Origin of the sequence: Aliiroseovarius sp. YM-037 (assembly GCF_048060095.1) — a bacterium.
Taxonomy (GTDB): domain Bacteria; phylum Pseudomonadota; class Alphaproteobacteria; order Rhodobacterales; family Rhodobacteraceae; genus JBLUOA01.
The window spans coordinates 1,376,538-1,394,196 of the sequence record NZ_JBLUOA010000001.1 but is presented as its reverse complement, the minus strand read 5'-3'; the positions used below and the strand labels follow the sequence as shown (position 1 = coordinate 1,394,196).

General features: G+C 60.7%; 20 protein-coding genes. 16 read left to right on the top strand and 4 right to left on the bottom strand.

Annotated features, from left to right (window positions below):
• Positions 1–117 precede the first annotated feature (117 nt).
• The 6 genes from cysG to ACEWPJ_RS06865 all read left to right on the top strand — a co-directional run bounded on the left by cysG (position 118) and on the right by ACEWPJ_RS06865 (position 5,564).
• Positions 118–1,536 carry a siroheme synthase CysG gene (gene cysG, locus ACEWPJ_RS06890; RefSeq protein WP_416511940.1) on the top strand — a complete coding sequence of 473 codons (1,419 nt, stop codon included), beginning with the start codon at positions 118–120 and terminating at the stop codon, positions 1,534–1,536.
• The gene (locus tag ACEWPJ_RS06885; RefSeq protein WP_416511938.1) at positions 1,536–1,844 is read left to right on the top strand and encodes a DUF2849 domain-containing protein; all 309 of its coding nucleotides are present in this window, start codon (positions 1,536–1,538) and stop codon (positions 1,842–1,844) included. The genes cysG and ACEWPJ_RS06885 overlap by 1 nt, the downstream gene beginning before the upstream one ends.
• Positions 1,837–3,507, top strand: a complete 1,671-nt coding sequence (locus tag ACEWPJ_RS06880) for a nitrite/sulfite reductase (protein ID WP_416511937.1) — start codon at positions 1,837–1,839, stop codon at positions 3,505–3,507. The genes ACEWPJ_RS06885 and ACEWPJ_RS06880 overlap by 8 nt, the downstream gene beginning before the upstream one ends.
• Positions 3,497–4,252: a phosphoadenylyl-sulfate reductase gene (locus ACEWPJ_RS06875; protein WP_416511936.1), complete on the top strand. Its 756-nt coding sequence runs from the start codon at positions 3,497–3,499 to the stop codon at positions 4,250–4,252. The genes ACEWPJ_RS06880 and ACEWPJ_RS06875 overlap by 11 nt, the downstream gene beginning before the upstream one ends.
• Complete coding sequence (locus tag ACEWPJ_RS06870; RefSeq protein ID WP_416511935.1) at positions 4,249–4,665, top strand: DUF934 domain-containing protein; 417 nt, start codon at positions 4,249–4,251, stop codon at positions 4,663–4,665. Before ACEWPJ_RS06875 ends, ACEWPJ_RS06870 begins: the two co-directional genes overlap by 4 nt.
• A 65-nt stretch (positions 4,666–4,730) precedes the next feature.
• Positions 4,731–5,564: a ferredoxin--NADP reductase gene (locus ACEWPJ_RS06865; protein WP_416511934.1), complete on the top strand. Its 834-nt coding sequence runs from the start codon at positions 4,731–4,733 to the stop codon at positions 5,562–5,564.
• 63 nt (positions 5,565–5,627) lie between these two features.
• On the opposite strand, the gene petA is transcribed toward ACEWPJ_RS06865, so the two are convergent.
• Positions 5,628–6,251: a ubiquinol-cytochrome c reductase iron-sulfur subunit gene (petA, locus tag ACEWPJ_RS06860; protein WP_416511932.1), complete on the bottom strand. Its 624-nt coding sequence runs from the start codon at positions 6,249–6,251 to the stop codon at positions 5,628–5,630.
• A 153-nt stretch (positions 6,252–6,404) separates the two neighbouring features.
• Positions 6,405–7,133: a hypothetical protein gene (locus ACEWPJ_RS06855; protein ID WP_416511931.1), complete on the bottom strand. Its 729-nt coding sequence runs from the start codon at positions 7,131–7,133 to the stop codon at positions 6,405–6,407.
• Between the two features lie 230 nt (positions 7,134–7,363).
• Between ACEWPJ_RS06855 and infC the strand changes: the two genes are divergently transcribed.
• Positions 7,364–7,909, top strand: coding sequence for a translation initiation factor IF-3 (infC, locus tag ACEWPJ_RS06850; protein ID WP_416513016.1), 546 nt, complete (start codon positions 7,364–7,366; stop codon positions 7,907–7,909).
• A gap of 68 nt (positions 7,910–7,977) precedes the next feature.
• Here the strand turns inward: infC and ACEWPJ_RS06845 are convergent, their stop codons facing one another.
• Positions 7,978–8,565, bottom strand: coding sequence for a DUF1203 domain-containing protein (locus ACEWPJ_RS06845; protein WP_416511928.1), 588 nt, complete (start codon positions 8,563–8,565; stop codon positions 7,978–7,980).
• On the opposite strand from ACEWPJ_RS06845, the gene ACEWPJ_RS06840 reads away from it, so the two are divergent.
• From ACEWPJ_RS06840 to ACEWPJ_RS06830, 3 genes are all read left to right on the top strand, one after another.
• Positions 8,564–9,187 (top strand): LysE family translocator, encoded by a 624-nt coding sequence (locus ACEWPJ_RS06840; protein ID WP_416511926.1) that lies wholly within the window; start codon positions 8,564–8,566, stop codon positions 9,185–9,187. The two genes, ACEWPJ_RS06845 and ACEWPJ_RS06840, sit on opposite strands and share 2 nt — an antisense overlap.
• A 3-nt stretch (positions 9,188–9,190) precedes the next feature.
• Entirely contained in the window at positions 9,191–9,877 is a 687-nt protein-coding gene (locus tag ACEWPJ_RS06835) for an FkbM family methyltransferase (protein ID WP_416511924.1), read from the top strand.
• A gap of 151 nt (positions 9,878–10,028) precedes the next feature.
• Complete coding sequence (locus ACEWPJ_RS06830; RefSeq protein WP_416511923.1) at positions 10,029–10,991, top strand: phosphoadenosine phosphosulfate reductase; 963 nt, start codon at positions 10,029–10,031, stop codon at positions 10,989–10,991.
• 7 nt (positions 10,992–10,998) lie between these two features.
• Here ACEWPJ_RS06830 and ACEWPJ_RS06825 read toward each other — a convergent pair whose 3' ends face one another.
• Complete coding sequence (locus ACEWPJ_RS06825) at positions 10,999–11,220, bottom strand: DUF1127 domain-containing protein (protein ID WP_416511921.1); 222 nt, start codon at positions 11,218–11,220, stop codon at positions 10,999–11,001.
• A 160-nt stretch (positions 11,221–11,380) separates the two neighbouring features.
• Between ACEWPJ_RS06825 and pyrC the strand changes: the two genes are divergently transcribed.
• The 6 genes from pyrC (at position 11,381) to ACEWPJ_RS06795 (ending at position 17,521) form a co-directional block, all read left to right on the top strand.
• Positions 11,381–12,418 carry a dihydroorotase gene (gene pyrC / locus ACEWPJ_RS06820; protein WP_416511919.1) on the top strand — a complete coding sequence of 346 codons (1,038 nt, stop codon included), beginning with the start codon at positions 11,381–11,383 and terminating at the stop codon, positions 12,416–12,418.
• A gap of 71 nt (positions 12,419–12,489) precedes the next feature.
• Positions 12,490–13,164, top strand: a complete 675-nt coding sequence (locus tag ACEWPJ_RS06815) for an orotate phosphoribosyltransferase (RefSeq protein WP_416511918.1) — start codon at positions 12,490–12,492, stop codon at positions 13,162–13,164.
• Positions 13,165–13,354: 190 nt separating this feature from the next.
• Entirely contained in the window at positions 13,355–14,848 is a 1,494-nt protein-coding gene (locus ACEWPJ_RS06810; RefSeq protein ID WP_416511916.1) for a replicative DNA helicase, read from the top strand.
• Positions 14,849–14,949: 101 nt separating this feature from the next.
• Positions 14,950–15,999: an alanine racemase gene (gene alr / locus ACEWPJ_RS06805; RefSeq protein ID WP_416511915.1), complete on the top strand. Its 1,050-nt coding sequence runs from the start codon at positions 14,950–14,952 to the stop codon at positions 15,997–15,999.
• Positions 16,000–16,037: 38 nt separating this feature from the next.
• Positions 16,038–16,778, top strand: coding sequence for an MlaE family ABC transporter permease (locus ACEWPJ_RS06800; RefSeq protein WP_416513015.1), 741 nt, complete (start codon positions 16,038–16,040; stop codon positions 16,776–16,778).
• Complete coding sequence (locus ACEWPJ_RS06795; protein WP_416511914.1) at positions 16,775–17,521, top strand: ABC transporter ATP-binding protein; 747 nt, start codon at positions 16,775–16,777, stop codon at positions 17,519–17,521. The genes ACEWPJ_RS06800 and ACEWPJ_RS06795 overlap by 4 nt, the downstream gene beginning before the upstream one ends.
• Positions 17,522–17,659 lie beyond the last annotated feature (138 nt).

The following is a 17,659-nucleotide window of genomic DNA, read 5'->3' as shown; positions in this document are numbered from 1 at the left end:
GTGTTCCGATGTCGTCGCCAGTTGGAACAATTTTCCTTATTCGCCCCGGCTACTGGTGTCTAATCGGGAAAATATCCTAATATCAACCCCTGAAACCGCAGTATTTGGACGTATCCGATGAAACACTTCCCGATCTTCATGGCTGTTGAGGGCCGCGCAATCGTCGTTTCCGGCGGTGGAGAGGCCGCGCTGGCAAAGCTGCGGCTTTTGATGAAGACCGAGGCCCGGATCACCGTATTCGCGCCCAACCCCGCCCCCGAGATTCTGCAATGGGCTGCCGAGGGGCGCCTGACCATAACAGCCCGCGACTTTGCGGCGGGCGATGCGAAGGGCGCAGTCCTGTTCTACGCCGCGAATGAGGATGACGCTGAGGACGCTCGCGTTGCCGCGCTGGCCGAAGCAGACGGCGCGTTGGTCAACATCGTCGATAACCTTGGTGACAGCCAGTTCATTACCCCCGCAATCGTGGATCGCGACCCCGTCACGGTTGCAATCGGCACGGAAGGCGCTGCCCCGGTGCTTGCCCGTGCCATCAAGGCCGATCTGGAAGAGAGGCTGCCGTCCTCCCTCGGCCTTCTCTCCCGGATCGGCAAAGCATTTCGTGCGAAGGTCGAAAAACTGCCAATGGGCCGCAAACGTCGCGATTTCTGGGCGGATTACTATTTCAAATCCGGCCCTGCCGCGCTTGAGGCGCATGGCGAAACCGGAGTGCGCCCGGCGCTGGATGCTTTGCTTGACCACCATGCGAACGCAGAAACCCGCATTGGTCACGTTGACCTTGTCGGTGCTGGCCCCGGCGATCCTGAGCTTTTGACGCTGAAGGCGCGCAAACTGCTCGATGCTGCCGATGTCGTGATCTACGACCGGCTTGTATCGCCCGAAATCCTCGAACTCGCCCGGCGCGAGGCGGTGATGATCGACGTTGGGAAAGAGGGCTTCGGCCGCTCCACGACGCAGGACGACATCAACGCGTTGATGATCGAACACGCGCGCGAAGGTGCGCAGATCGTGCGACTCAAATCCGGTGATCCGACGGTGTTCGGGCGGCTTGACGAGGAAATCGACGCGCTTGACGAGGCCGGAGTAAGCTGGCGCATCGCGCCGGGGATCACTGCCGCCTCTGCCGCTGTGGCCGGGATCGGGCAAAGCCTGACGAAACGCAATCGCAACTCCTCCGTCCGGTTCATCACCGGGCATGACACCAAGGGATACGCCGAACACGATTGGCGTGCACTGGCGCGTGAAGGCGAGGTTGCCGCGATCTACATGGGCAAGAAAACCGCGCGGTTCATCCAAGGTCGCCTGCTGATGCACGGCGCGAACCCGGACACCCCGGTGACGGTGATCGAAAACGCCTCTCGCCCCGCGCAGCGCACGCTTGCGACGACGCTGGCCGAGCTTCCGGGCGCATTGGCCGAGGATGATATGTCCGGCCCTGCGCTGACCTTCTATGGCCTCGCACCACGCGCGGCGCTTGCCCGGCTTGAAACCGACGCGACCCCAACGGCACCCCGACAGCAGAAGGAGGCTCTCTAATGCCCCGCGCTTTCACACCGAAGATCGTCACCGCCAACGCACTTGTCGAAGGCGACGTGATCTACCTGACTTCCAAAGATGAGTGGTCGCGCCGCCACGGCGATGCCGAATTCATCACCGATGAGGTCCGCGCCAACACCCGCCTTGCCTTTGCCGAAGCGCAGCAGGGCTATGTGGTGGGTGCCTACCTCGCTGAGGCCGCGATGGGCGACAACGGCCCCGTGCCAACCCATTTCCGCGACGGGTTCCGCGCACGCGGCCCTTCAAACTATGACCACGGCAAGCAGACGGAGCTGTCAGATGTATAAATATACCGAGTTCGACGAAGCCTTCGTCCGCGAACGCAACGCGCAATTCCGCAGCCAGGTCGAACGCCGTGTCGATGGATCGCTGACCGAGGATGAATTCAAACCGCTGCGCCTGATGAACGGCCTCTACCTGCAACTGCACGCCTATATGCTGCGGGTGGCGATCCCTTACGGCACGCTCGACAGCACCAAGATGCGCCAGTTGGCGATGATCGCAGACCGCTGGGACAAGGGCTACGGCCACTTCACCACGCGTCAGAACATCCAGTTCAACTGGCCAAAGTTGTCGGACGTGCCGGATATGCTTGATGCGTTGGCTGATGTCGGGATGCACGCGATCCAGACATCCGGCAACACGATCCGCAACGTCACCGCCGATCACTTCGCCGGTGCCGCAGGGGACGAGGTCGAAGATCCCCGCCCCATCGCGGAACTTCTGCGCCAGTGGTCCACCGATCATCCGGAATTTCAGTTCCTGCCTCGCAAGTTCAAGATCGGCGTCACCGGCAGCCCGAATGACCGTGCGGTCATCAAATCGCATGACATCGGCCTTCAGGTCGTCCGCAACGACGCGGGCGAGGTCGGCTTCCGCGTCTTTGTCGGTGGCGGTCTGGGCCGCACGCCGATGGTCGCAAAGGAAATCAACAGCTTCCTGCCGAAGCACGACCTGTTGCCCTATGTCGAGGCGATCGTCCGCGTCTACAACACGCTTGGCCGCCGCGACAATAAATTCAAGGCCCGGATCAAGATCACCGTTCACGAAAACGGGCTCGATAAAATCCGAGAATTGGTCGAGGCACGCTTTGCCGAAATTCGCCCGCAATTCTCTGGCGTGGATCAGGAGCATCTTGCAGCGATTGAGGAATACTTTGCGCCGCCCGCCTTCCGCACCGCCCCGGTCGACGCCTACCTTGGTTCCCGCAACAGCGATCCGGTTTTCCGGTCGTGGAGCGATACGAACGTCACCGCCCACCGCAACCCGGATTACGCGATTGTTTCGATCTCTCTCAAAGCGCATGGCGCGACACCGGGTGATGCGACGGGCGACCAGATGCGCGTCATGGCCGACCTTGCCGAACGCTATGCCCATGATGAGCTACGGATTAGTCACGAACAGAACGTGATCCTGCCGCATGTCCACAAATCGGACCTGCCTGCGATCCATGCGGAGTTGAAAGCGGCAGGCCTTGCCACCGCGAATATCGGCCTGATCTCTGACATCATCGCCTGCCCCGGTATGGATTATTGCGCGCTAGCCACGGCGCGCTCGATCCCCGTCGCGCAGCAGATTGCGACCCGGTTTGATGAATTGAAGATGGAACACGACATCGGCCCGCTCAAGATCAAAATCTCCGGCTGCATCAACGCCTGCGGGCATCACCATGTCGGTCATATCGGGATACTCGGCCTCGACCGCGCGGGTGTGGAAAACTACCAGATCACTCTTGGCGGCGACGGCACGGAATCCACCACCGTCGGCGAACGGGCTGGCCCCGGTTTTGCCTACGATGAAATCGTGCCCGCCATCGAACGACTGGTGTTCGGCTACCTCGACCTGCGCGAAAGCCCGGAGGAAACCTTCCTTCAAGCCTACCGCCGCCTTGGCGCGGAACCGTTCAAGGCTATTCTCTACCCCGAGGCGCAGAAGAAGAATGCCGCTTGAAACCCCCATCCCTTCCGTCGCGGATCGTGCCGCGGAACTGAACCGACGCTACCGTCACCACGGCGCGACCTCGGTTCTGGAGCGTGCGCTGTCCGACCCCTTGGTCGGGCGGATCGCGCTGGTGTCGTCCTTTGGGGCGGAGTCGGTCGTGCTGTTGCACCTCGTGTCTGTCATGGATCGCACGACGCCGGTGATCTTCATCGACACGCAGATGCTGTTTGCCGAAACGCTGGTCTATCAGATGGAGCTTGCCGAACGCCTGGGCCTGACCGACGTGCGCCGGATCACGCCCGCGCCGCGCGACATCGCGATGACGGACCCGGACGGCACGCTGAACCAACGCAACAAGGACGCCTGCTGCGACCTGCGCAAAACCGTGCCGCTGCAACACGCGCTGCATGGCTTCGACGCGTGGATCACCGGGCGCAAGCGGTTCCAAAGCGGAACCCGCGCCGCGCTAGAATTTTTCGAACCCGAGGGCGACGCGCGGATCAAGATCAACCCGCTCGCCCATTGGGCACCGGAAGACGTGCGCGAATATATGACTGAAAACCGCCTGCCCCGGCACCCGCTGGTCGCCAAGGGCTATCCGTCGATTGGCTGTGCGCCCTGCACCTCGCCCGTCAAAGACGGCGAAGACCCCCGCGCCGGGCGTTGGCGCGGCGAAGAAAAAACCGAATGTGGCATCCACTTTGTCGATGGCAAAATGGTTCGCCAACCCGTGAGTGAAGGACAAACCCAATGACAACGATCGTGACCGACACAGGTTTTCAGCCCGAAGACTGGGCGCACGGCTTTTTCACCGCGGACGAACTGCCCGCAAACACCCCGCCCGCGCTGGCCATTGACCTGCCGTCAGATGCGCAGCCCGAAACGCTGACCGACCACCTTGAGCAGATCGACATGATCCGCGTCGATTTCCCCAGTTTTGCCGATGGCCGCGGCTTTACCATCGCCCGCCGCCTGCGCCTGATGGGTTTTCAGGGGCGGCTGCGCGCCAAGGGGCACGTGATTGCCGACCAATACACCATGGCCCGCCGTGCTGGTTTTGATGAGGTTGAGATCGCCGAAGACCTCGCCGCCCGCCAGCCCGAGGAACAGTGGCAGTTCCGCGCAAACTGGCGCGACCATGACTATCAGTCGCGGCTGCGCGCCTAGACCCCGGCCACCAAACCCAATATATCGACCAGGACAGAGGACGGGGCCCGCCCCCGGCAAACCCTATGAATGAGCAAGTAAAAGTGACCGATACCGCAACCGCGAAAGCCGTCCCCACCCTGCCCGACGCGCAGACCGTGACCGAGGTCAAACATTGGACCGACCGGCTGTTTTCCTTCCGCGTGACACGCCCGCAATCGCTGCGCTTCCGCTCTGGCGAATTCGTGATGATCGGTCTGATGGGCGACAATGGCCGCCCGCTGCTGCGCGCCTACTCCATCGCGTCGCCCAGTTGGGATGAGGAGCTTGAGTTTTACTCGATCAAGGTGCAGGACGGCCCTCTGACCTCTCGCCTTCAGCACATCCAGCCGGGGGATGAGATCATTCTGCGCCCGAAACCCGTCGGCACGCTGGTCCATGACGCCCTGCTGCCCGGCAAGCGCATCTGGTTCTTCGCGACAGGCACGGGCTTTGCGCCCTTCGCCTCGCTCCTACGCGATCCGCAAACTTATGAAGATTACGACGAAGTGATCGTCACCCACACCTGCCGCGACGTAGCGGAGCTGGAATATAGCCGCCAGTTGATTGAGAATATTCGTTCCGACGAATTGCTCGGCGAACTGATTGGCGAGGACAACCTGAAAAAGCTGCGCTATTACCCGACGACCACACGCGAGCAGAGCGCCAAGATGGGCCGCATCACCACACTGCTTAGCGACGGGACGTTATTCAAAGACCTTGGCATCGAGCGCATGGCGCCCGAAACGGATCGGGCCATGGTCTGCGGCTCGCTCGGGTTGAACAACGACCTGAAAGAAATCCTCGAAGGATTCGGGTTGCGTGAAGGAGCGAATTCGGACCCGGCAGAGTATGTCGTCGAGAAGGCGTTTGTGGGGTGAGGTTGGGGTTGGCTTGATCTAGTGCCTGGCGGCGCAACCGTGGTCCGGCATCTGCCAACCGCTTCACGCACCACCGCTTCCAAACAGTAAATCTAGATAGTGCTCTCGGCTTAGCTGACCCGGGACGGGCAAAATCGTAAGCGTGTTCTGTGAAACGGCGAATCTTGGAATATCCAAATTTCTGGGCGCGATACCTTTGCGACGTCGGCCAATGACATCGTAGTGCGTGCTACAGCACGCGCAAAACCAGCCACCGAAATCACCAAAATCGAACATCGTAACACAACTATTCCGCGTGCAAGTCCCAACGACTACAACGAACGTGCCGTCCGAAGTTGATATCGTCCGATTCACTACCGTTGCTTCAGCAAAGTCGTCCAGGTTCCGATTTTGCGCAAACCGGTCGTGTAAAGACGTGATATCCGTATCGGCGACCGCCGCCACTTGCTCCGCGGTCAATCGGCGAACAAAAACTGGTTTATTCACATGTAAATACACGTGCTGCTCGCCGGCTGGAACGATATCCAAATCGATCGTAAGAGTTTTTGTCGTCAAGACGGACGCATCGGGTGCGAGCGCTCGGCCTAGCCCCCAAATTCCAGCTCCAACCGCAGTCGCAACGAAGCCCGTAGTGGCATAACTCAGAAAATTTCTACGAGATGAAGAATGCGGCTCAGGATCAGGCATTCCAATCACGCTAGTGGGACGGAGTCTGCAATTCAACCCGCGCGCGGGCGATAAGGTGAACGGCCACCCCACCTCGATAAAAAAGCCCCGGAGAAAACTCCGGGGCTTCTTCATTTCTTCCAACCGACCTTTGGCCGATTGGCTTAACTCAGCTTACTGGCCCAGCGCGCCGCGCACCTGGGTCAGCACGTCGTCGATCAGCTCCGGGTTTTCGGCGGCTTGTTCAACCGCCGCGGTCAGAGCCGATTTCTGCAGATCGCCAAGATCCGAGTTCTGGATCATTTCGACGACTTGATCGGCGTTGAAGCCTTCTTCGGTCAGCGCCTCTTCGGCCATTGCGTCGCCAGCACCTTCTGCGGCTTCAGTCGCACCTTCGGCAGCTTCGGTGGCTTCCTCGGTTGCGCCTTCAACAGCTTCGGTTGCTTCGTCGGTTGCTCCTTCGGCAGCTTCCGTCGCCTCTTCTACAGCGCCTTCAGCGGCGTCGGCAGCCTCATCAGCGGCGCCTTCAACGGCTTCCGCTGCGCCTTCGGCTGCTTCGGTGGCTTCTTCAACAGCACCCTCAGCGGCTTCGGTCGTCGCATCGGCTGCGCCCTCGGCTGCCTCGGTTGCGTCGTCGGCCGCGCCTTCAACGGCGTCGGCGGCACCTTCTGCAGCTTCTGTCGCGTCGTCCGCAGCACCTTCAACGGCATCTGCAACACCTTCGGCAGACTCGCTTGCAGCGTCGCCGGCGGCTTCGGTCGCTTCTTCAAGCGCTTCCGGGGATTCCACAGACTCCGCAGCTTCTTCCATTGCCCCGTCCGCAGCCTCTTGGTTGCTGAAGTAGGCATACCCACCGACCGCAACAGCAGCGAGCAGGATGATGATGATCCAGGTTTTGTTCATTAGCTTTAGTCCTCTTCAGGTTCCGCAAATCATTAAACGCATTACGGCCCGCTCGGGTTCCGAACGGGCGGCTTGGCGGTTAAATGGCAGATGTGGACGAAAATGAAAAGCAGACAGCAATTAAGTGGCGACCTATTGCTCATTGAAGGGTAATAACCGGTTGAAACACCGGGGTGCGCCGTCTATTTTCCCGTAATCGCAGACGTTTTAACAATCGAAGGATCAATATCATAGCCCGTAGACCACACAACGCCCCGCCGGTGCGTGAAACAGGCCCCCGCGTCAACGACCGTATTCGGGCCTCCGAAATCCGGCTTATTGGCGCAGACGGCGAAAATGCCGGTGTCGTAACACCAGAACGCGCCATGGAAATGGCTGATGAAGCCGGGCTTGATCTTGTCGAGATTTCGCCGAACGCGAATCCACCGGTCTGCAAGATCATGGATTTCGGCAAGTACAAATACGAACAGCAAAAGCGCGAATCCGAAGCGCGCAAAAAGCAGAAGATCATCGAAGTCAAAGAGGTGAAGTTCAGACCGAACACCGATACCCATGACTACGATGTGAAAATGCGCAACGTGTTCAAGTTTCTTGAAAACGGCGACAAGGTTAAAATCTCGCTCCGGTTCCGGGGGCGTGAGATGGCGCACCAGGATCTGGGTCGTAATCTGTTGGAGCGTGTGGCCGAAGACACCAAAGAGGTCGGCAAGGTCGAAAACATGCCCAAGATGGAAGGCCGCCAGATGATCATGATGATCGGCCCACTCAGCAAATAAGATTGCGCCATCCCGTTGTATGAGTTTTCAGCACCCTCGCCCAGCGCGAGGGTGCTTTCGTTTCCGCCCTACCCGCGGGTGATCCGGGTCAGGAAGCAGTTGTTACTGGCCGACCGCAGGTCGATGAACGCAACCTCGGGCCGGGCGAATAGCGCTTCAAACGCGTCCGTGAGGTCTTCGGTCTTGGTGATCCGCCCGGTGCCTTCGACGATCCGTTCGTTGGCCGAGTAGGCCTTCAGCAGAAACTCGGCCCGCGCGGCGATAATCGGCGGTAGTCCCTCGCCCGCCCAAGCGTTGCAATCCTTGGCATGCAGGAACACGGGGCCGGTTTCGGCATAGGGATGCACACCCTCAAACGGGCGGGCGGAGCAGACCAGCATCGGCGCGCCCTTTTCCACATCGCTCAGGCAACACCGGCACGGATGGCCACCGCCATCGGACACGGCTTTTTCAGCCGGGCGGTCGTAGGCGTCCGGCCCGCCCGCACGGATCGCGGCGACCCAATCGGAGTCGTAGGGGTGAAATGTCGGTGTCATGTCGTATCCTTTCCTTTTGCCCGATCTTTCACCAAGGCCCGCCCCACCGCGACCCGGATGCTGCGCATTGACATGGCTGACCCCCTCAGGCTTTGTCGGATCAATTGCGGAGGGTTTCATGGCATTTGATATCTGGCTGGCGTTTGTCCTTGCCTCTTTCGTTCTGGTCATCATTCCGGGTCCGACCGTCATGCTGACCGTCAGCTATGCGCTAAGCCAGGGGCGGCGCATTGCGATTGCAACCGCAGCCGGGGTCGCGCTTGGCGATCTTCTGGCGATGAGCGCATCGCTCGCCGGCCTTGGCGCGTTGGTCCAGACCTCTGCCACCCTGTTCACTGTTCTAAAATGGGTTGGTGCGATCTATCTGATCTACCTCGGCATCCGTCTGCTGCGCAGTCCCGTCCGCCCCCTGACGCCAGAGGCGGAGACGCCGCCCACCGACGCCCGCGCGGTGTTCTGGCACGCGACTGCCGTGACCGCGCTCAACCCCAAAAGCATTGGCTTTTTCATCGCCTTTGTTCCGCAATTCCTGCGCCCCGACGCGCCACTGCTGCCGCAATTCGCTATCCTGATCGCGAGTTTCGTCGCTCTCGGCTTTGTGAATGCCCTGACCTACGCGCTGCTGGCCGACCGGATGCGGCGGCAGATCCGCCGCCCGTCGGTCTTGCATTGGATCAACCGGATCGGGGGCGGAGCGTTGATTGCCCTCGGCGCGTTTACAGTAACGCTGAAACGCGCGTGATCCGTGGCTGAGGATAGCGGCACATCAATGATCTGGTCGCGGGGCATGAAGTTCCCGAACGACAAGTCTATCCTGACCGCAAAGCGCCGCCAACTGCTGCGAGAGGGGCGGTATGAGAATAAGGAACACGACGCGCTGCTCCGCCTTGCCCGGCCAGAGGACCGCGTGTTGGAGCTTGGCGCGGGGATCGGTTTCATCTCGACCGCGCTGTCGCGCAAGGTGGGCGTTGCCGCGATAACCGTCTATGAGGCGAACCCGACGCTCATCCCCTATATCAAAACGGTCCACGAATTGAACGGCGTCACGGATGCGCGCGTTGAAAACGCGGTGCTGACCGACGGCCCAGAAACCACCGCCGATTTTTACGTTCGGCGCGATTTCGTGGCGTCATCGCTTGACTATACCTCAGGCGGGCGGATCGTTGAAACCGTCGCCGTACCCGCGCACAACGTCAACGATGTCTTGCAGACACTGAAACCTACGCTTCTGATCTGCGACATCGAAGGAGGCGAAGCATCGCTGCTCCCCGCGGCTGACCTCGGCAGTTTACGTGTCGCGATCATTGAACTTCACCCCAAGACCATCGGCCCAGCAGGAATCGGCGCGATCTTTGACGCGATGTCGCGCGCGGGCCTTATCTATGATCCCGACACATCGCGCGGTAAGGTCGTCGCTTTCGTGCGCCCCTAAATCCATCCCCAAATCCGGTTCGTTTTTCAGGCGAGTTCCGCGCCCCGAAAACAGCTTGCCCGACGGCCTGAAATTCCGCATTTAGGAATGAGGGCGAGCGCCAAAATGACTCGCCGAACGGAAGACTTCACCACGCCGACAAGGACCAAGAATGACCGAAACGCCCAGCGCCCCGCTGCCCGATCTGAAAAGCCTGACGACCGTTGAAGATTGGCTGGCCGCGCTTGAGGATTTCGGCGAGGAACAAGGCTATTTCGAACCCCTCGGCCCGAAACACTCCGCCGTTTTTCTGGATCGCGATCCGATCCTGCTGGTGACGTTTGAAACCGCCGACCAGATTCGCAGATCGTCGGAGCGAGCCCTGCCGCTCGGCCATGAGATCGTGCAGAATCACGGCTGGTCGCATCTATGCATTATTGCCCACGATCAAACGTGGTTCCGTGACCCGGCCATCTATGGATATTTCGACCGCTTGGTCGATGACGGGTTCTTTGAGGATTTCGATCAGGTCGTCTTTTACGGCGCCGATATGTGCGGCTATGCCGCCGCCGCGTTCTCTGTCGTCGCGCCCGGTTCGACCGTGCTGGCACTGTCGCCGCAAGCCTCTCTCGACCCGCGTGTGGCGGAGTGGGACACCCGCTTTGCCCGGATGCGGCGGGCGTCGTTCACCGACCGCTACGGCTTTGCCCCGGATATGATCGAAGCCGCGGACGCAGCTTATATTCTCTACGACCCGGATGAGGTGGAGGATGCGATGCACGCCGCCCTCTTCACCCGTCGCAACACCCGCAAGCTGCGGCTGCGCGGCACGGGCCGGGCTGTCGAAGCGGACCTGAAAGCGATGGGCCTGCTGCGCCCGCTGCTGGAAATGGCCTGCGAGGGCACGCTGACCCCGCTGGGCTTTCACACGCTTTACCGCAAACGGCGCAGCCATCTTCCCTATCTGGAAAAGCTGGTGCGCCGTCTGGATGATGATGGGCGTGAGGAATTCGCGTTCGCAGTTTGCAACAACGTCATCAACCGAATGCGCGCCCCGCGCCTTCAGGCGCGGATGGAACGGCTAAGTATGCAGGGCGTGTGCAACCCGGAACCGGAAACCGAACCGGCGGAATAGCCGCCGATCAGCAGTAAAACAGGTCGCCAAATACGTGACGCACGATGTCGTCACGCTTGATGCCGCGTTTCGCAAGTTCTTCATCCGACATATTTTGGTAGCGTTCAACCATCCGAACCCGCGAAGAATATTCACCGGAACGCACAAGCGCCGCGCCAACTGATTTGAAGAACGTGCGCAGGCGAGAGAATGCGGGGCGGGATGTGTCAGCGTGGGCAAGCGTTGCCATTGGTCTGGTTCCTTGAATGTCTGTATCCGTGTTGGCCTTGATGTGCGCCCCTCACTGGCGAAGGACAACCGACAACCCTGCAACCCCGCTTTTCGCCTGACGCATGACTACCCCAAGAAAGCAGTGGTCGCGCACAGACGGATTGTGTAATCGGGTCGGGATGACACAGACTGTAACGCTCAGACGTCCCGACGATTGGCACCTGCACCTGCGCGATGGCGCAATGCTGCGCGCTGTGCTGCCCGAAACCACCCGCCATTTCGCGCGGGCGATCATCATGCCGAACCTCGTGCCGCCGGTCGTGACCGGGGCGGATGCCGCCGCATACCGCGACCGCATTACTGCCGCCGTGCCGGAAGGTGCTGCGTTTGAACCGCTGATGACGCTTTACCTGACCGAAGCGACCGATGCGGATGATGTCGCCCGCGCCCATGCCGATGGATTGATCCACGCGGTCAAACTTTACCCTGCCGGGGCGACGACGAACTCCGCCTCTGGGGTGCGCGACTTTGACATAGTGCGCCCGGTGCTTGAGCGCATGGCCGAGATCGGCCTGCCCCTTTGCGTGCATGGCGAAGTCACCGATTCCGACATCGACATTTTCGATCGGGAGGCTGTGTTCATCGACCGCGTGCTCGACCCCCTGCGCCGCGACACGCCCGGTCTGAAGGTGGTGATGGAGCACATCACGACATCAAACGGCGTCGACTACGCGAAAAGCGCCGAGAATATAGGCGCGACGATCACGACGCATCATCTGGTTATCAACCGCAACCACATCCTCGTTGGGGGAATCAAGCCGCATTATTACTGCCTGCCTGTCGCCAAGCGCGAAGAACACCGCCGCGCCCTGCGCGCCGCCGCGACCTCGGGCGATGCAACGTTCTTTCTTGGGACGGACAGCGCGCCGCATACGGACGCCAACAAGGAAACCGCCTGCGGCTGCGCCGGGTGTTTCACCGCGACGAACACGATGCAGATATTGGCGCAGGTGTTTGATGAGGACGGCGCGCTTGATCGGCTAGAGGCGTTTACGTCGCTGAATGGTCCCGCTTTCTACGGGCTGCCCCTGAATGAAGACCGCATCACCCTGACCAAAGGCAACGCCGCGACGTGGCCCGACAAGATCGACACTGAAGACGGCCCCGTGACCGTTTTTGATCCCGGCCGCCCGATCCATTGGCACGTCAGCGACTGACACGAACCGTCGGGCGATAACTTTGATGCCTCCGGCGGGAGTATTTACGGCAAGATGAAGAGAGCAGAGACATGATCCCGACCTCCTACCCCGACGCGAAAACCATCGCAGAGCTGACCGCGAAGATGCTGCTGGATATCGAAGCTGTGCACTTCAATGCGGAGGAGCCCTTCACGCTCGCCTCTGGTCTGCCATCGCCGACCTATATCGACTGTCGTAAGCTGATCAGCTTTCCCCGCATCCGCGCGACCCTGATGGATTTCCTGACCTGCACCGTCATGCGCGACGCGGGACTTGAGGCGTATGACAACATCGCCGGCGGTGAAACCGCTGGTATCCCGTTCGCGGCGCTGGTGGCGGAACGCATGGCGCTGCCGATGACCTATGTGCGCAAGAAGCCGAAAGGCTACGGCCGCAACGCCCGAATCGAAGGCGCTATGAGTGAGGGGCAGCGCGTTCTGCTGGTCGAAGACCTGACGACCGACGGTGGATCGAAACTTTCCTTCGTTGACGCGATCCGCGACACCGGAGCGAGCTGTGATCGGACCGCCGTGATCTTCTACTACGGTATCTTCCCCGAAACTGAGAAAACCCTTTCAGATCACGGCGTCAGCCTGTCTTACCTCTGCACATGGTGGGACGTTCTTGCCGCCGCGCGCGCCTCTGACAGCTTTGACAAAGCGACTTTGGATGAGGTTGAGTCCTTTCTGAAAGCGCCCCGCGCGTGGCAAGAGGCCCGGCAATAACTCGCCACCTGACGTGGGGTCAAAGTAAAACACGTATAGCGATAGCAAACCGCAGTATGTTGACGCAGCGCCCAGTTGTGGGTCAATATGTGGTGGGCGCCAAGTTCTAAACACCCTATCCACAGACTTATACAATTTGCACAGTTCCGGGCCGATATGGCATGAGATGCGGCAGGGACAGAGGGGCAAGATGAACGAGATTGCAAGGATCGGCACAGGTCCGCAGAGCGACAATCTGCAAGAGACGATGCCGCACAATATCGAGGCCGAGCAGCAGCTGTTGGGCGCGATACTCACGAACAACGAAATCTATGATCGCGTTGCGTCGATCATTGGGGCGCAGCATTTCTTTGACCCGGTGCATGGCCGGATTTTTGAAACCGCCGAGGCGCGGATTCGCAAGAATGCCATCGCCTCTCCGGTGACGCTGAAGGCGTTTCTTGAGGACGATCCGGGCCTCGCGGAACTGGGCGGTCCGACTTACCTCGTGAACCTCGCCGGCGCGTCGATTTCATCCTTTGCCGCACGCGATTACGCGCAGTTGATCTATGACCTCGCCATCCGGCGCGAATTGATGGGCATTGGCCGCAACATCGCTGACAAAGCCGCCAGCATCGACGTGGCGAGCGAGCCGAAAGAGCAGATCGTCGAGGCCGAACAACAGCTTTATGCGCTTGGCGAACAGGGGCAATCCGACAGCGGGTTTCAATCCTTCCTGAAGGCCGTCACGGATGCCGTGAATGTCGCAAACGCGGCATACCAACGGGATGGCGGACTTGCCGGGGTTTCGACCGGCCTGAGTGACCTTGATAAGAAGCTCGGCGGCTTGCACCGATCGGACCTTCTGATCCTCGCGGGTCGTCCGTCGATGGGGAAAACATCGCTCGCCACCAACGTCGCGTTCAACATCGCGAAAGCCTACAAGAAGGGCAAAACCCCGGATGGGATCGAAGGGGCCGTCAATGGCGGTGTCGTCGGGTTCTACAGCCTTGAGATGAGCGCGGAGCAGCTTGCCGCGCGTATCCTGTCTGAGGCGTCCGAGGTTCCATCCGAACGCATCCGTCGCGGCGACATGACCGAGGAAGAGTTCCGCCGTTTCGTCAACGCCGCCAAGGAGTTGGAGGCCTGCCCGCTTTACATCGACGACACACCCGCCCTGCCGATCAGCCAACTTGCCGCCCGTGCACGGCGCCTGAAACGGACCCACGGGCTGGATGCGCTGTTCGTTGACTACCTGCAACTTGTCCGCCCCGCGACCGCCAAGGACAGCCGGGTGAATGAGGTGAGCGAGATCACCCAAGGCCTGAAAGCCATCGCGAAGGAACTCGACATCCCCGTCGTCGCCCTGTCGCAGCTTTCCCGTCAGGTCGAGAACCGCGAAGACAAGCGCCCGCAATTGTCCGACCTGCGTGAATCCGGCTCGATCGAGCAGGACGCCGACGTCGTGATGTTCGTGTTCCGCGAAGAATACTACAAGGAACGCGAAAAACCCGGCGATCACGAACTCGACAAGATGGCGACCTGGCAGCAGGAAATGGAAAACCTGCACGGCAAGGCCGAAGTCATCATCGGCAAGCAGCGTCACGGGCCAATCGGCTCTGTCGATCTCAGCTTCGAAGGGCAGTTCACCCGCTTCGGTAACCTTGCGAAAACCTGGCAAAGCTCTGGGGACACTGACTTTTAGGCAGCGCGGCGCAGAATAATTAGGCACCACTTTCCGACGACCATCGGTGCGCCGGGTATTTGGGCTTGCCTCTTTCACAAGCGAATTGCAAAACGCCACTCATGGGTACAGCGACTCTCACCATTGATCTGGACGCCGTGGCCGCCAACTGGCGGACGCTCGACAGTGAATCCGCCGCCGGCGTCGAAACTGGCGCGGTGGTGAAGGCCGATGGCTATGGCCTTGGTGCCGACCGGGTGGCGCGCGCGCTCGCCCGCGCCGGCGCGCGGCTGTTCTTCGTCGCGGTTGCGGAGGAAGGCGCGAAGGTGCGCCAGGCGCTTGGCCCCGCCGTCGATATCTGCGTGTTCAGCGGACATATGCGCGGCGACACGGACATGATCGCCGACCTTGGCCTGACGCCGATGCTGAATTCGCTGGAACAGGTCACGCGCCACCTAGAGGCCCTGCCCGGCCATCCGTTCGGCATCCAGCTTGATACCGGCATGAACCGTCTGGGGATGGAGCCGCCGGAATGGGCCGCGCTGCGCGACATCGTGCTAAGCCAATCCCCGCGGTTGGTGATGAGCCACCTCGCCTGCGCGGATGAGTCGGACAACCCGATGAACACGCGCCAACTCGCTGCGTTTCAAGAAATGGCCGAAGGGTTTGACGCGCCGCGGTCGCTCGCTGCGACGGGTGGTATCCTGCTGGGGCCGGAGTATCACTTTGAGGTGACGCGCCCCGGCGTTGGGCTATACGGCGGCCTGCCCCTGACCGACGCCCAGCCTGCCGCCTTTCTGGACCTGCCCGTCGTTCAAATCCGCGAGCTCGACCCCGGTGAAACGGTCGGCTACGGCACCACATGGACAGCCGAACAGCCCACGCGGATTGCGACCGTGTCGGGCGGTTATGGCGATGGCATCCATCGTGCGCTCAGCAATAGAGCGACTCTTTTCGCGGGCGATACCGCCTGCCCTGTTGTCGGGCGCGTGTCGATGGATCTGATTACCGTCGATGTGACGCATCTTGATGACACGCCGGATGCGCTGACCCTTCTCGGCACTCAGCAATCGGTTGATGATCTCGCCGACGCAGCCGACACGATCGGGTACGAGATTCTAACGAGCCTCGGCGCACGCTACGAACGCCGCTATATTCGGGGCCACAGGTGAACGTCCTCGCCCCCATCGCGGCGCTTGGGCGCTCTACCATGATGTTTTTGGCGGCCATCGGGCGGGTTGCGATCTTTGCCGGGCAAACAATCGGCCATATGTTTCGACCGCCGTTCTACTTCAAAGAATTCGGCCATGCCCTTTTAACAATTGGATATTTCAGCCTTCCGGTCGTTGGCCTCACGGCGTTTTTCACCGGGGGAGCGCTGGCTCTGCAAATCTACGCCGGCGGTGCCCGTTTCAACGCCGAAGCTGTCGTGCCCCAGATCGTCGCCATCGGCATGGTGCGCGAACTTGGTCCCGTGCTGGTCGGCCTGATGATTGCCGCCCGCGTCACATCCTCCATCGCCGCCGAAATCGCGACGATGAAGGTGACGGAACAGATCGACGCGCTCGTGACCCTCTCCACCCACCCGATGAAATACCTGACTGTGCCGCGTGTGCTTGCCGCGCTGGTCGCTGTCCCTATTCTGGTCGGGGTCGGGGACATCATCGGCGTCATGGGCGGCTTCATCGTCGGAACCGGGCGGCTGGGGTTCAACGCTGCCGTCTACTTGCAAAACACCGTGGATTTCATCGAAGCGCTCGATATCGTCTCAAGCCTCGCCAAGGGGGCGGCGTTCGGGTTCATCGCCGCGCTCATGGGCTGCTTTTACGGCATGAATTCCGGGCGGGGTGCGATGGGCGTGGGTCGGGCGACCAAGGCGTCGGTCGTCGCTGCGGCCGTCATGATCCTCGCCGCGAACTACCTACTGACGGAGCTGTTTTTCTCGGCATGATAGAGCTTTCGGACGTTCACAAGGCCTTCGGGTCGAACAGGGTTCTGAGGGGCGTCAACCTGACGATCCCCAAGGGCGAAAGCATGGTCATCATCGGCGGATCGGGCACCGGGAAATCCGTGCTGCTGAAAAGCGTTCTGGGCCTTGTCGTCCACGACAGCGGCACCATCACCCTTGACGGAGAGGACGTGACCACCGCCGAGCGTGACGCCTTCCTCGCCCGGTTCGGGATGCTGTTCCAGGGGGGCGCGCTGTTTGACTCCCTTCCGGTCTGGCAAAACGTCGCCTTCCGCCTGCTGCGCGGCTCGCTCGCCCGCCCGAAGGTCGAAGCCCGCGATATCGCCATCGAAAAACTCCGCCGGGTCGGACTGAAAGCCGAAACCGCGGACCTGTTCCCCGCCGAACTGTCCGGAGGGATGCAAAAACGCGTCGGCCTTGCCCGCGCCATCGCGGCAGAGCCCGAGATTATCTTTTTCGACGAGCCGACAACCGGGCTTGATCCGATAATGTCAGGCGTTATCAACGAATTGATCCGCGAAATTGTCGTGGAAATGGGCGCAACCGCCATGACCATCACGCACGACATGAGCAGCGTCCGCGCCATCGCCGACAAGGTCGCGATGCTGCACGACGGCGTGATCCAATGGACCGGACCCGTGGCGGATATGGATACGTCGGGTGATCCGTATCTGGAACAGTTTATTCAGGGGCGCGCCGAGGGGCCCATTGAGGCGGTGAGGTGATGCCGCGGTCCAAACAATGCGATCCACGCGAAAGTGACAGCCCGATATTGTTCGCAGAGATTAGCGAAAGCTATTATCGCGCATTCTCCGTCATTTGGAACAACGAGTTTGCAGACCAAAACGAATTTTACTGGGATA